The organism is Pseudomonas sp. CH61 (assembly GCF_059429415.1).
The window spans coordinates 3,590,163-3,602,667 of sequence record NZ_CM182098.1 but is presented as its reverse complement, the minus strand read 5'-3'; the positions used below and the strand labels follow the sequence as shown (position 1 = coordinate 3,602,667).

General features: G+C 60.6%; 15 protein-coding genes. All 15 read left to right on the top strand.

Features of this window, described 5'->3' with window-relative positions; all coding sequences use genetic code 11:
- The first annotated feature begins 6 nt into the window (after positions 1–6).
- Positions 7–1,002: a major capsid protein gene (locus AC5SEM_RS16060; RefSeq protein ID WP_064364585.1), complete on the top strand. Its 996-nt coding sequence runs from the start codon at positions 7–9 to the stop codon at positions 1,000–1,002.
- A 2-nt stretch (positions 1,003–1,004) separates the two neighbouring features.
- A complete protein-coding gene (locus AC5SEM_RS16055) occupies positions 1,005–1,325 on the top strand; it encodes a head-tail joining protein (RefSeq protein WP_034155914.1) in 321 nt (106 codons plus the stop codon).
- A complete protein-coding gene (locus AC5SEM_RS16050) occupies positions 1,322–1,987 on the top strand; it encodes a hypothetical protein (protein ID WP_495470806.1) in 666 nt (221 codons plus the stop codon). The genes AC5SEM_RS16055 and AC5SEM_RS16050 overlap by 4 nt, the downstream gene beginning before the upstream one ends.
- On the top strand, positions 1,980–2,492 hold the full coding sequence (locus AC5SEM_RS16045; RefSeq protein ID WP_495470805.1) for a hypothetical protein: 513 nt from the start codon (positions 1,980–1,982) through the stop codon (positions 2,490–2,492). The genes AC5SEM_RS16050 and AC5SEM_RS16045 overlap by 8 nt, the downstream gene beginning before the upstream one ends.
- Entirely contained in the window at positions 2,489–3,055 is a 567-nt protein-coding gene (locus tag AC5SEM_RS16040; RefSeq protein ID WP_495470804.1) for a phage baseplate assembly protein V, read from the top strand. Before AC5SEM_RS16045 ends, AC5SEM_RS16040 begins: the two co-directional genes overlap by 4 nt.
- A gap of 52 nt (positions 3,056–3,107) precedes the next feature.
- Entirely contained in the window at positions 3,108–3,356 is a 249-nt protein-coding gene (locus tag AC5SEM_RS16035; protein WP_495470803.1) for a hypothetical protein, read from the top strand.
- Positions 3,357–3,361: 5 nt separating this feature from the next.
- On the top strand, positions 3,362–3,688 hold the full coding sequence (locus tag AC5SEM_RS16030; protein WP_460065318.1) for a GPW/gp25 family protein: 327 nt from the start codon (positions 3,362–3,364) through the stop codon (positions 3,686–3,688).
- Positions 3,685–4,566: a baseplate assembly protein gene (locus tag AC5SEM_RS16025; RefSeq protein WP_495470802.1), complete on the top strand. Its 882-nt coding sequence runs from the start codon at positions 3,685–3,687 to the stop codon at positions 4,564–4,566. Before AC5SEM_RS16030 ends, AC5SEM_RS16025 begins: the two co-directional genes overlap by 4 nt.
- A 1-nt stretch (position 4,567) precedes the next feature.
- Complete coding sequence (locus AC5SEM_RS16020; protein WP_483878983.1) at positions 4,568–5,176, top strand: phage tail protein I; 609 nt, start codon at positions 4,568–4,570, stop codon at positions 5,174–5,176.
- Positions 5,169–7,046: a phage tail-collar fiber domain-containing protein gene (locus AC5SEM_RS16015; RefSeq protein WP_495470801.1), complete on the top strand. Its 1,878-nt coding sequence runs from the start codon at positions 5,169–5,171 to the stop codon at positions 7,044–7,046. The genes AC5SEM_RS16020 and AC5SEM_RS16015 overlap by 8 nt, the downstream gene beginning before the upstream one ends.
- An 11-nt stretch (positions 7,047–7,057) precedes the next feature.
- Positions 7,058–7,273: a hypothetical protein gene (locus AC5SEM_RS16010; protein WP_495470800.1), complete on the top strand. Its 216-nt coding sequence runs from the start codon at positions 7,058–7,060 to the stop codon at positions 7,271–7,273.
- Positions 7,274–7,376: 103 nt separating this feature from the next.
- The gene (locus AC5SEM_RS16005; RefSeq protein WP_495470799.1) at positions 7,377–8,543 is read left to right on the top strand and encodes a phage tail sheath subtilisin-like domain-containing protein; all 1,167 of its coding nucleotides are present in this window, start codon (positions 7,377–7,379) and stop codon (positions 8,541–8,543) included.
- 13 nt (positions 8,544–8,556) lie between these two features.
- A complete protein-coding gene (locus tag AC5SEM_RS16000) occupies positions 8,557–9,060 on the top strand; it encodes a phage major tail tube protein (RefSeq protein WP_102902301.1) in 504 nt (167 codons plus the stop codon).
- Between the two features lie 13 nt (positions 9,061–9,073).
- Positions 9,074–9,673 carry a phage tail assembly protein gene (locus tag AC5SEM_RS15995; RefSeq protein ID WP_495470798.1) on the top strand — a complete coding sequence of 200 codons (600 nt, stop codon included), beginning with the start codon at positions 9,074–9,076 and terminating at the stop codon, positions 9,671–9,673.
- Between the two features lie 150 nt (positions 9,674–9,823).
- Positions 9,824–12,505 carry a phage tail tape measure protein gene (locus AC5SEM_RS15990; protein ID WP_495470797.1) on the top strand — a complete coding sequence of 894 codons (2,682 nt, stop codon included), beginning with the start codon at positions 9,824–9,826 and terminating at the stop codon, positions 12,503–12,505.

The window sequence follows — 12,505 nt, the reverse complement described above, 5'->3', positions numbered from 1 at the left end:
GTACCCATGGCCGATATCGCCATTTTTGACGACGAAGCATTTACCGTTACCTCGCTGACCGCTGCGCTCAATGATCAACCGTACCTGCCAGGGCGCATCAGCGCCTTGGGCCTGTTCCGCGAGGAGGGCATTACCACCCTGACCGTGCAGATTGAAAAGGACGGTGACACCCTGGCACTGGTGCCGGCCGGTGAGCGCGGTGGTTCTGGCCTGGTGGTTGCTGCGAGCAAGCGCAACCTGATCCCGTTCAACACCGTGCACTTGCCGGAGCGTTTCACCATCAAGGCGGATGAGATCCAAGGCATCCGCGCCTTCGGCACTCGCACTGAGCTGCAGGCGGTGCAGGACGTGGTCAATGCGCGTCTGGCTAAGGCGCGGCGCCAGTTGGACGCCACGCACGAATTCCAGCGTATGGGCGCACTGAATGGCCAGATCCTCGATGCCGATGGCAAAACCGTGCTGCTGGATCTCTATGATCGCTTCGGTGTAGAGCGCCAAAAGTTGTCCATGGGGCTGGCGGATGCGGGCACGGAACTGCGGGTCAAGTGCGGTGAAGCGCTGGACATGCAGGAAGACGCGCTCGGCAGCGTGACCAGTACCGGTTCGCGCGCTTTCTGCGGCAAGAACTTCTGGAACAAGCTGATTGTTCACAAGTCGGTCAAAGAGACCTACCTCAACAGTCAGCAAGCGGCAGCGCTGCGTGGTGACGCCCGGGAAAGTTTCGAGTTCGGCGGCATCATCTGGGAGCGTTACCGTGGCAAGGTCGCCGGCGTGTCTTTTGTCCATGACGACAAGGCGCTGCTGGTTCCTGAAGGCGTTCCAGATCTATACATCTCGGTGTTTGCACCGGCCGACTACATGGAAACGGTCAACACCCAAGGCATCCCGTACTACAGCATGATCGAGCCGCTGCCCTTCAACAAAGGTATGGCCGGTGAAGCTCAGTCCAACCCGCTGCACCTGTGCACTCGACCGCGCGCCCAGATCCTGCTGGAACTCTGACCATGGGCTTTCGCGATCTGATCGCCGAGGTTGACGCGGTGGTGTTCGAAACGCTCGGCGACACCGCACGGATCGAGGGTCGCGAAGAGCCAGTGCTCGGCATGTTTGCCGCGCCCTGGCTGCAACCCAAGTTCGGCAAGCTCAATACCGGGTTGCGCGAGCCTCGCTTCGAGATCCGCGTCAGCGATTCGCAAGGTCTGGAACAGGGCATGCTGGTCAGCGTTGACCTGCCTGCCTTGGATGGCGGCGGTGACTACGACCTGATCCAGCTCGAACCGAGCGGTGACGGGCTGGTCGCCCTGATTCTGAGGTTGCGGCCGTGAGCGTCGGCAGCTATTTCAAACCCTCGGCCGGGGGCGGGATGATTTCTATCCGGTCCTCGGCCGCAGATTTTCAGGCGTTCCAGGACTTTGCCAAGGTGGTGCCGAAAGCGGCCGCTGCGGCGCATCGACGCGCAATCAACAAGACGTTGGGCTGGTTGCGCACGCACATTGCCCGAGCCGTCAGCCGGTCAGAGCGCATTGCTGTTGCAGCGGTGCGTCAGCGGTTGCGCAGCTATCCGGTTTCCGGCGGTGCCGCGAGCGGCAAACTGTGGTTCGGTTTGAACGCCATCGAATCCAGCCGGATCGGCCGGGCGCGGCAGACCGGGAGCGGTGTGTCGGTGGCGGGGCGGCGTTATGAAGGTGCCTTTCTCAAGAAGGTCTACGGCAACAAGCCCGACATCTGGATCCGCACAGCCAGCAAGCATTTCAACGCGGATGACTACCCCGACAGCACGGTGTCACCTGGTCGCGGGCCGAGTTCGGGTTGGGTCGCCGAAAACGGCAGTCGTTTCCCGCTGGCCAAGGCCAAGGTATCGCTGGAGCAAGCCCGGCCGCACTTCGACAGCTGGGTCAAAAAGGCGGATGAGCGCCTGCTGGAGATCCTCAAACAGGAACTCAACTTTGAGCTGCAGAAATACCTCAAGAGGATCGGCAATGTCTGACGAACCCTTCAGTTTGGACCAGCTTTATCGGGCGGTAGAACAGCATCTGCGTACCCACTTGCCTGGCGTGCAGGCCGTCACGGCCTGGCCAGACATTAAGGATCGCGTGCTGTTGCCAGCGGTCTTCCTTGAGGTGGCTGAGATCGAGCCGGGTACCGATATCGGCACCGGCGAAACCTCGCTGGTTTGCAAGTTCGAGGCTCGGATCATCGTTGACCCGATCAAGCCGCACCATCATCAGCAGGCCGTGCAATTGGCGACGCAGTTGGCGGTGCTGCTGCGCGCGCAGACGTGGGGGTTGGCAGTTGAACCCGCCGAGTTTGTGCAATCGCTGCAGGACTGGACCCAGCCGCACCTGGACGGATACACCGTGTGGCTGGTGGAGTGGACTCAGCAGGTTTATCTCGGCGTTGAGGAATGGCCATGGTCGGACGAACCGCCAGGAACGTTGGTCCTGGACATTGAGCCGGGTGACGGGCGATTCAGGCCCGAGGATCTGCCATGAGTTATGCCAGCGCCCAGCATGACCGCATGATCGCGGGGGCGGTAAAGGCTTGCTACGTGGTCGCGGTGGACCTGTCCGCTTCGCCGCCGGTATGTCGCGTGTCGGACGGCAGTGAATGGGTCAGCGCCTGGGTGCGCTGGCACAGCATCGCCGCCGGCAAGGCCCGGCACTGGCGGGCACCGTCTTTGGGCGAACAGGGCAGTTTGATCAGTCCCAGCGGTGACGTGTCGCAAGGCACGTTTGTCCCGGGCCTGTATGGCAATGCCGGACCGCCGCCGGATAATCGCGACCATGTCGAGGTCTGGCGTTTTGATGATGGTGGCTCGCTGATCTACGACTGGCAGGCCAAGAGCTACACCATTGCCCTGCCGAGCGGCACGGTCACCATCAAAGTGGCGAGCACGGAAGCGGTCGTGACCGATAGCGCGGTGAACGTGACCACCGGCAACATCAACCTGAAAGCGGCGGTGATGATCGACGGCGCGCTGCACGTTACCAAGGGCATCACCAGCGCCGGCGCAATCATTGATGCCACCGGCAACAGCAATCACCACACGCATTAATTCATTCACCACAGCCCGCCCAGTGCGGGCTTTTTCTTGCCTGGAGAAACACATGGCCAAGATCGATGCGACCTCAACCGATGCGCAAACGTCCTCGGAACCGGCATTGTCATCCTCAGCGTTCTCATCGCCTGAGTCCTTGAAATTCCGCGACAAGCTCTACACGTCGCGACTGTTGATCGTGCCCGGTACTGACCGTGCCTATCCGGTCGAGAAGGCGACGGTCGTGGTACCGGCCTCCGACATCGAGGCGATCAAGTTCCTGAAAGCCAGCAAAGAATACGAGCCGTTCAAGGAGTGACATCGATGATCGGAATGGATCGCCAGACCGGCCTACCCATATCCGGCATCGAGCATCTACGGCAATCCATTGCCGACATCTTGAGCACGCCCCTGGGCAGTCGCCGGCACCGCATGGAGTACGGCAGCAAGCTGCGGCGGTTTGTCGATTTGCCCGTTAACGAGGGCTGGAAAAGCGCCGTACAGGCTGAGGTTGCCCGCGCTCTGGAGCGCTGGGAGCCGCGTTTGAAGTTGGATCAGGTGCGGGTCATTTCCGTCATTGGCGGGCAAATCAATTTGCAAATCGTCGGGAAGTACCTGGGCGACGGCGTCACGTTGGAGGTGGCTGTATGAGTACCGTTGATCTGTCGTCGCTGCCGGCGCCGACCGTGCTGGAGCCTCTGGACTTCGAAGAGGTTTATCAGGACGGTTTAGGCGTCTTTCGTGGGTACATGGGTGGCAACTGGACGGCCGCGCTGGAAAGCGATCCCGTGGTCAAAGTGCTTGAGGTTGGGGCTTACAACAAGGTCGGCAACCGCGCCCGGGTCAATGACGCCGGCAAAGCGCTATTGCTGGCGCACGCCATTCGCAGCGACCTCGATCACTTGGGGGCCAACGTCAATTTGCAGCGCCTGGTCATTCAGGCCGAGGATCTGCTGGCGGTGCCGCCGGTGCCCAAGGTCATGGAAGACGACGACCCGTTTCGCGAACGCATCCAGTTGGCCTATGAAGGGCTGACTACGGCCGGTCCGCGCAACAGCTACATCCTGCATGCGCGTAACGCTTCTGGGCTGGTGGCAGACGCCACGGCCGAAAGCCCGAAGCCCTGTTACGTCACGGTCACAGTGCTTGGATTGGACGGAGAAGGCGAAGCACCGCCGGAGCTGCTAGCGACAGTAGCCGCTGCGTTAAATGACGATGACGTCCGTCCACTTGGTGATCGGGTGACCGTACAGAGTGCAGAGGTGATCCGTTACGAGATTGACGCCATTTTGCACATGGCCAGCGCCGGCCCAGAAGCGGATGCCAGTTTGGCCGAAGCGAAAAGCCGATTGGCAGCCTGGATCAATCCACGCAAGCGGCTGGGCGTCGAGGTCGCACGTTCCGCTATTGACGCTCAGTTGCACGTTGCCGGCGTTGCTCGGGTTGAGTTGGTCGGTTGGCAGGACTTGGCCCCGACCAAGGCGCAAGCGGCGTTCTGCACGCGCTACAACGTGAGGCTGGCGGGATGATATGAAAAGTTTATTACCGCTCAACAGTACGCAACTGGAACGGGCCATGGAGGCCGCTTTTTTCGAAAAGACGATTGTCCCACTGCGCGACCTCTACAACCCCGACACCTGTCCGGTGCATCTGCTGCCGCATCTGGCGTGGGCGTGGTCGGTCGATCGCTGGGACTACCGATGGTCTGAGGCGACCAAGCGCGCGGCCATCAAGGCGTCGTACTACATCCATAAACACAAGGGGACCATCGGCGCGCTGCGTCGCGTGGTCGAGCCGCTGGGCTATCTGATCGAGATCGTCGAGTGGTTCCAGACCGTGCCCGAGGGCGTGCCGGGCACCTTCGCGCTGAAGGTCGGAGTGCTGGATACCGGCATCACCGAAGAAATGTATCAGGAGCTTGAGCGCCTGATTGACGATGCCAAGCCCGTCACCCGGCAACTGACCGGGCTGGCGATCAGCCTGGAAACTCAAGGCGATTTGAATATCGCCGTGTCCCTCTACGAAGGCGACGAAATCGACGTTTACCCGCCCGTCATGCGTGACATTGAGGTCACTGGCAGCTTTGGCGTGGTTGGTCGCGAACACACCATTGATACCCTGGACGTTTATTATGATTGATGCGAATTCGCAGTTTTTCGCGATCCTCACGAACGTGGGGATGGCCAAGCAGGCGAACGCCGACGCGCTCGGCATTCCCTGGCTGATCACGCAAATGGGCGTGGGTGATGCCAATGGCACCGAGCCGATCCCCAGCGCGTCGCAAACCAAGCTGATCAACGAGTGGCGCCGCAAGCCGCTCAACCAACTGAAGATCGACCCGGTCAACCCGGCGGTGATCATCGCCGAGCAGATCATTCCAGCCGATGAGGGCGGTAAGTGGATTCGCGAAATCGGCCTCTACGATGCGGACGGCGATCTGGTGGCGGTGGCCAACTGTGCGCCGAGCTTCAAGCCGCTACTGTCGCAAGGCTCGGGTCGCACGCAGATCGTGCGGATGAACTTCATTGTCACCAGCACCGGCAACATTCAGCTCAAGATTGACCCGGCGATTGTGCTGGCCTCGCGTGCCTACGTCGACGCGGCCATTCTGGAAGTGCTGCCGAAGAACAAGGCGGCGGGGCAATACACTCGCGTCAAGGTCAACGATCGCGGGGTTTTCGTCTCCGGTGATAACCCGGAAACACTCGCCGGGATGGGTATCAAGGACACATACACCAAGACAGAAATCGAGGCGATGATTGCCCAGGCCTCGGCCCTGCCAGTTGGTGCAACGGTAGCGTTTCCGCTGAACAAGGCAGCGCCCGGTTTTCTGGAGCTGGACGGCAGTGTGAAGAGCGTTGCGGTCTATCCCGATTTGGCGGCGTTCCTCGGCACGGCCTTCAACAAGGGAGACGAGGGCGCCGGCAATTTCCGCCTGCCGGAATCGCGCGGCGAGTTCCTGCGCGGCTGGGATCATGGGCGCGGGGTGGATGCTGGGCGAGCAATTGGCAGTAATCAGCTCGGTTCAAGTATTCGAGGTGTGGCAAGTAACTCTGGTACGCCAAGCCCTGGCAATATCTGGAACAACACCGAGTTCGACGAGCTGGGCAACCAAAGTTTTTACGTCACTCAATCAACAGCGACGCAGTTCTCAGTGCAAACGGGCGTTGTCCGTCCGCGCAACTCGGCGGTCATGTGGTGCATTAAGGCGTGGAACGCGCCGATCAATCAGGGGAACATCGACGTTGCGGCACTGCTGCTGGAGGTGCAAAAGCTGCGCAGTAATGGTCCGGTGGCGGGCACCGCGAGAAACGCGTCGCTGCTTGTGACCGCTGCATCTGCGACGGCTAACTTTACGGCAGATGAACTGATTGTCGAGGACGCTGCCGGCTCCTACCGGCTTAACAACTTCAATAAGCCGATCAATCTGGCCGCTGTAGGTCTGGGTGGGATGGATACCGGCGCGGCCCCAGCAAATGGTTATGTTGGGTTGTACGCGATTTATAACCCGGCTTCGGGAGTGAGCGGGCTGTTGGCTGTCAACGCAGTGACAGCGGTTTTGCCCAATCTCTATGCTGGCCTCTACATGCCGGCCGGTTTCACAGCTTCGGCGCTGGTGTCCATTTTGCCCACGCAAACCACGGGTATTTTTGCCGTTTGCGAGCAATATGATCGTCACGTCGACTGCCCCAGTATTTCAATTCTTAATACAACAGTGCAGACGGGCGCCATTACTGCCGTGGTGGCAGGGTTGCCGAAAAACGCCCGGATGATCGGTGGTTCTTCAACGGTAACGTCAGGCACTGCGGCATCCGTATCATTGAGTCTTTTTGCGTCTGACGCGAGCGTCGGGCAAAAAACAAATAACGGCTCCGTTCCGGCGGGAGGGCAGCAGACAGTGCCTTTTGATCGCTTGCATATCAGGACGCCGCAAACGATTCGCTATGCAACTTCGACGATTGGCGGAACGCCTACGTTCATGGCAACCGCCTCGTCTTACGATTTTTAAGAGGTGATCGGATGTTTGTGCAATTTGAAGATGAAAGTCTGCAAAAGGTGGTCGCGGTTTTTGGTTGCTCTCAGGATGCCGAGTTGTACCCCAATCAAGGAGAAATTGAGTGGGATGATCCGCGATTTGTGGCCTATCACGACGCGCAAATCCCGTTGGGGCAGGAGTCGCTTAAGGGCATGCGTCAAGATTTTGCGCCGCCGATTGAGTCCGTAGAGCCGCAGTAGACGCCCCGCACTGACGGGGCGTTTTCTTTTCCGTTACGCGTAACACGAACACCCTCACAGCCTCGCTTATGCGGGGCTTTTTCGTTTCTGGAGACTGACCCTTATGAGTTTTTTCCACGGCGTCACGACCACGTCGGTCGACACTGGCGCGCGCACCATCTCGCTGCCGTCGTCGTCGATTATCGGTCTGTGTGACACCTTCACGCCTGGTGTTCTCGGCGGCGGTACGGCCAAGGCTGGCGAACTGAAGTTGATCACTACCGAGCGCGAAGCCATTGCCGCCTTCGGCGCCGACTCGGCGATCACCAAGGCCTGTCAGGCTATCTACGTCAAAGCCAAGGCGGTGATCGTCGCCATCGGCGTGGCCAAGCTGGAAGATCCTGCGCTGCAAACCTCGGCGATCATCGGCGGCGTGCTGGAGTCGGGGCAGCGTACTGGCCTGCAGGCGCTGCTCGACGGCAAAAGCCTGTTCAACGCCCAGCCGCGATTGCTGATCGCCCCGGGCCACACCGCGACTCAGGCGGTGGCCACGGCGCTCGACAGCGTGGCGCAGAAGCTGCGCGCTATCGGCATCATCGACGGCCCGGGTACGACCGACGAGGCCGCTATTGCCTACGCCGAGAACTTCGGCAGTCGCAACCTGTTCATGGTCGACCCGGGCGTCAAGTATTGGGACACCATCACCAGCAAGACCGTCGACGCGCCCGGCTCGGCTTGGGCGGCGGGGCTGTTCGCCTGGACGGATGCTGAATACGGTTTCTGGGCTTCGCCATCGAACAAGGAGTTGACCGGCATCACTGGCACGGGCCGCGCGGTCGAGTACCTGGACGGCGACGAGACCTGCCGGGCCAACCTGCTCAACAACGCCAATATCACCACGATCATTCGCGATGACGGTTATCGCCTGTGGGGCAACCGCACGCTGTCGAGCGATCCGAAGTGGGCCTTCGTTACCCGCGTTCGCACGCTGTTCATCCTCATGGATGCGGTGCAGGCGGGGCACAAGTGGGCCGTCGACCGTTCGATCACCAAGACCTACGTGACCGATGTCACCAACGGTCTGGATGCGTTCATGCGCGACCTGAAAGCTCAGGGCGCAATCATCAACTTTGAAGTGTTCGCCGACACCGAACTGAACACGGCCAGCCAGATCGCCCAGGGCAAGGTGTATTGGCGCATCCGTTTCACCGACGTGCCGCCGGCAGAGAACCCGAATTTCCTTTTCGAAGTCACCGATCAGTGGATGACCGAAGTGCTTGAAGCAGCCTAAGGGGGCGTAGCAAATGATTCCTCAGACTTTGTACAACACCAACCTGTTCGTCGACGGCGTGAACTTTTCCGGCGACGTGCCGAGCCTGACGCTACCCAAGCTGACCACCAAGACCGACGAATATCGTGGCGGCGGCATGGCTGGCCCCATCGATATGGATCAGGGGCTTGAAAAAATGGAAGCCTCGTTTGTCACCAAGGGTGTGCGCCGCGAGTCGCTGAAGTACTTCGGCCTTGCTGACGGCACGGCGTTCAACGCCACGTTCCGAGGTGCCTTCAAGGGCCAAAAGGGCGCGGTGACAGCGGTCGTTGCCACTCTGCGCGGTCGCCTCAAAGAGGTCGATCTCGGTGACTGGAAAGCCGGTGATGCGGCCGAGATCAAACACGCCGTTTCGGTCACGTACTACAAGCTCGAAATTGACGGGCGCCTCATGTACGAAATCGACATGGTCGCCGGCATTCAGGTGATCGACGGCAAAGACCAACTGCTCGAAGTGCGCCAAGCACTCGGCATGTAAGGAATAGATCCAGATGACTCAAGTAATCGCTAAAAACCTGCCGGCCTGGCTGTCGCTCAGTGCGCTCGGCGCTGTTGTAACGCTGACCCGGCCAAGCCAAGCCAATAGCGTCGACGTCGAGACGTTGAACCTGCGTAACCCGACCGTGCGTGAGGTGCGCGCGGCTGATCGTGCTGCCAACGGTGATGATGAACAGCGCGAACTGATGCTGTTCGCAGGTCTCGCCGAAGTCGGACTGAAGGATCTGGAAGGCCTCAAGCTGACGGATTATCGCCGCGTGCAGACGGCGTATTCGCACCTGGTACCGAAAACCGATTATTCGGCCTTGATGCCGACGTGGTTGTCGCTGACCACCGATCAGGTGCTGGTAACGCTGTCGTGTCCGAGTGAAATCAACGGCGTGACCGTCGACAAGCTGGCCTTGCGTTCGCCGACCGTGGGCGACGTGCGGGCGGCTAACCGTGAAGTGGGTGGCGATGATGAGCAGCGCGAGCTGGTGTTGTTTGCTGCATTGTCCGGTGCGCGTGTGGCGGATCTGGAGGGGCTGAAGCTGGTGGATTTTAACCGCTTGCAGGCCGGCTATTTTCGCATGGACAACGACGACGGGCTTTAACCCCAGCGTTATCAAGTCGGCGGCGAAACGTCTGGCGGCGGAAACCGGATTTTCCGCCGCTGAGATCCAGTCGATGCCGTTCGCGGATATGGTGTGGTGGCTCACGGATTGAGCCGCCATCGGTAGTGCTGGGCACATGAGGGCCACGACATGGCAAACAAACTCGCCCTCGGGCTGGTGATCGGCGGTGCCGTCAGTTCAACGGTCGGCGCCGCGTTCAAGGACGTGACCGGGCGCATCAAGCGCCTTGAGGCAGAAGGCAACAAAGCGCGCGTGCTGCAGCGCACGATTGGCGACACCATCCGCCTGCGTGAAGAATGGAAAAAGGCTCACGACACCGGCGCGGCCGGTGCGTCCAAATTACTCAGCCGTTTGAACTCGAACCTCGACAGCTTGAAAAAGCAGGGGGTCGAGGTCGGCCGGCTGGAAAAAGCCTATCGCTCGATGGGGCAGACGGCCAACAAAGCCGAGCTGAAAGCCAAGGGTCATCAGCAGATTGATTCTGGCGTAAAGGGCATGAAGGGCGCCGTCGGTGCGGCGGTGGTCGGTGTCGGTGCCATGGCGGTGCCGGCCAAGGTCAGCGCTGATTTTGGCGCGATTGTCCGTGACATCGCGATCAAGGCCGGCATTGCCAACAAGCCGCAAGAGCAGGAGATGTCGCGCAAGATCATCGACACGTCACGCGATACCGGCATGGCGCGCAACGATGTGGCCGACGTGGTCAATCAGTTGGTCGGCGCCGGTATGGACTTGAGCAAGGCGCTGGAATACGCGCCTGTCGCGGCCAAGTTTGTCGTGGGGCAGGGATCCAGCGGCGTCGACACGGCGAAGATGATCAACGCCCTAGGGCAGAACGCCAAGATCACCGACCCCAAGCAGATGCAGCAGGCGCTGGAAGCGATCGCCTACCAAGGTCAGGCGGGCAGCTTTGAAGCGGCCGATATGGCCAAGTGGTTCCCGGAACTGCTGGCCAACATGGCCAGCAACGGAATCACCGGCTTGGATGCGGTGACCCAACTGGGTGCCATGCTGCAGGTGCAGATGAAACAGGCCGGCAGTTCGGACGAAGCGGCCAACAACCTGAAAAACTGGATGGGCAAAATCGGCTCGACTGATACGGTCAAGGCTTACGAAAAAGCCGGGATTGATTACAAGGGATCGATGCAGACCGGTTTGCAAAACGGTATGTCGACGCTTGAGACCAGCATGTCGCTGGCTCAGAAATACATTCAGGCGACCGATCCGAAGCGTGCGGCGGCCATGGCCGAAGCGACGTCAAAAATCAGCAAGGAAGCCAATCCCGATAAGGCCAAGGCCATGATGGCCTCGCTGGAAGAATCCCTGCGCACCGGCGACCTGTTCGCCGACATGCAGGTCAAGGCCGCACTGTCGGCCTACATGCAGAACAAGGCGCTGTACAGCCAGCTCAAAAACGATTCGCGTGACGCGACCGGGATCCTCGACAAGAACCTCGCCGAGCGGCGCGAGTCGTCATCGCAGAAATGGGCGGAAATGGCCCAGTCGATGGATGACGCCATGCGCAGCATCGGTGATGCGCTGCGCCCGGTGACGGACACCGTGGCCGAGTCGTTGACCAAGGTTACTAAAGGCATTACGTCGCTGACGGATAGCGCGCCCGGGGTGGTTGCCGGTATCGCCACGGTCGGGGCGGGGCTGATCGCCTTAAAAGGTATCTTCAGCACGATCAAGATCGGCAAGGGGTTGCTAAACCTTGCGCGTGGGTCACGCGGTGGCAGGAATGGGAGCGAAGCCCCAAATAAAAACCCCGGAGAACTTGATCTGGTAGCGACTGGCCTGGATGTTGTTTCGCGGGTGAAGGACGCGGCAACAGGCGGTGGCCTTGGTACTGAAAGTGGTGCAGGTAACGACGGCGTCAAGAAGGTTTTCGTCGTCAATGCCGGCGCTATGGGTGGCGGTGTGGATGCGTCGGGCGAATCGCGCCGACGTGGGCGTGGGTCAAGGCGCAGCGCTCGGCGCCGGTCATTGCCGAGTTCGAGAGGTCCTCGCCCATCTGTGCCACGTCCACCTGTTCCGGTTTCACGTCCATCTGTTCCGGTTTCACGGCCACCCGTTCCGGCTTCGCGTCCCCCTGTTTCGATCCCGGCGTCATCAGTCCCTTCCGTTCCAAGTGGGGCATTGTCCAAGCTTGGCGTCGTCGCCGAAACCGTCGGTAAGGTCAGCAAGGCGGCCAAGGTCATTCCTGGCGGCACGCTGCTGGAGTCCGGCGCGATGGCGCTTGAAACCTTTCAAAACGCCAAGACCAAGGACGAAAAAGCCGAAGGTTACGGTTCGGCTGCCGGCAACCTGGCCGGCACCATGGCCGGTGCAGCAGCAGGCGCCGCCATTGGTTCGGTTGTGCCGATCATCGGCACCGCGATCGGCGGCATGATCGGTGCTTACCTGGGCAGTCAGGGCGGTGCGGCGCTGGGCGGGTCGTTGGGTAAGTCGCTGTTCGGTGGTGAGGATGAAAAGCCCGAGCAAACGGCAAAGGCGCCGGTGCCGACCACGCCGCTCATGATGGCGTCAGCGGGCCAGCAAGGCCCAGTGCTGGGGGATGTCGCGCGCTCGATGGCAGTGACGGCGCCGCTCAAGTCGGCGGCGCTGGCCATCCAGCCCAAGGAGCCGGCGAAGCCGGAGTCGGCCAAGGTGGATCAGCAGTTTCAGTATTCACTGAGCATGCCGGTGACCGTGCAGGGCGACGTCAAGGACCCGCAAGCTTTGGCGCAGGATCTGATGCCGCACATGCAGCGAATGATGGCGGACGCGGCGAGGAGTAACGCCGCCAAGCTGTACGACGAACCCCATGTCTAA

Coding starts and splice junctions, on each gene's coding strand:
- AC5SEM_RS16060 (WP_064364585.1), top strand. CDS start 7: ATGGCCGATATCGCCATTTTTGACGACGAAGCATTTACCGTTACCTCG.
- AC5SEM_RS16055 (WP_034155914.1), top strand. CDS start 1,005: ATGGGCTTTCGCGATCTGATCGCCGAGGTTGACGCGGTGGTGTTCGAA.
- AC5SEM_RS16045 (WP_495470805.1), top strand. CDS start 1,980: ATGTCTGACGAACCCTTCAGTTTGGACCAGCTTTATCGGGCGGTAGAA.
- AC5SEM_RS16040 (WP_495470804.1), top strand. CDS start 2,489: ATGAGTTATGCCAGCGCCCAGCATGACCGCATGATCGCGGGGGCGGTA.
- AC5SEM_RS16035 (WP_495470803.1), top strand. CDS start 3,108: ATGGCCAAGATCGATGCGACCTCAACCGATGCGCAAACGTCCTCGGAA.
- AC5SEM_RS16030 (WP_460065318.1), top strand. CDS start 3,362: ATGATCGGAATGGATCGCCAGACCGGCCTACCCATATCCGGCATCGAG.
- AC5SEM_RS16025 (WP_495470802.1), top strand. CDS start 3,685: ATGAGTACCGTTGATCTGTCGTCGCTGCCGGCGCCGACCGTGCTGGAG.
- AC5SEM_RS16020 (WP_483878983.1), top strand. CDS start 4,568: ATGAAAAGTTTATTACCGCTCAACAGTACGCAACTGGAACGGGCCATG.
- AC5SEM_RS16015 (WP_495470801.1), top strand. CDS start 5,169: ATGATTGATGCGAATTCGCAGTTTTTCGCGATCCTCACGAACGTGGGG.
- AC5SEM_RS16010 (WP_495470800.1), top strand. CDS start 7,058: ATGTTTGTGCAATTTGAAGATGAAAGTCTGCAAAAGGTGGTCGCGGTT.
- AC5SEM_RS16005 (WP_495470799.1), top strand. CDS start 7,377: ATGAGTTTTTTCCACGGCGTCACGACCACGTCGGTCGACACTGGCGCG.
- AC5SEM_RS16000 (WP_102902301.1), top strand. CDS start 8,557: ATGATTCCTCAGACTTTGTACAACACCAACCTGTTCGTCGACGGCGTG.
- AC5SEM_RS15995 (WP_495470798.1), top strand. CDS start 9,074: ATGACTCAAGTAATCGCTAAAAACCTGCCGGCCTGGCTGTCGCTCAGT.
- AC5SEM_RS15990 (WP_495470797.1), top strand. CDS start 9,824: ATGGCAAACAAACTCGCCCTCGGGCTGGTGATCGGCGGTGCCGTCAGT.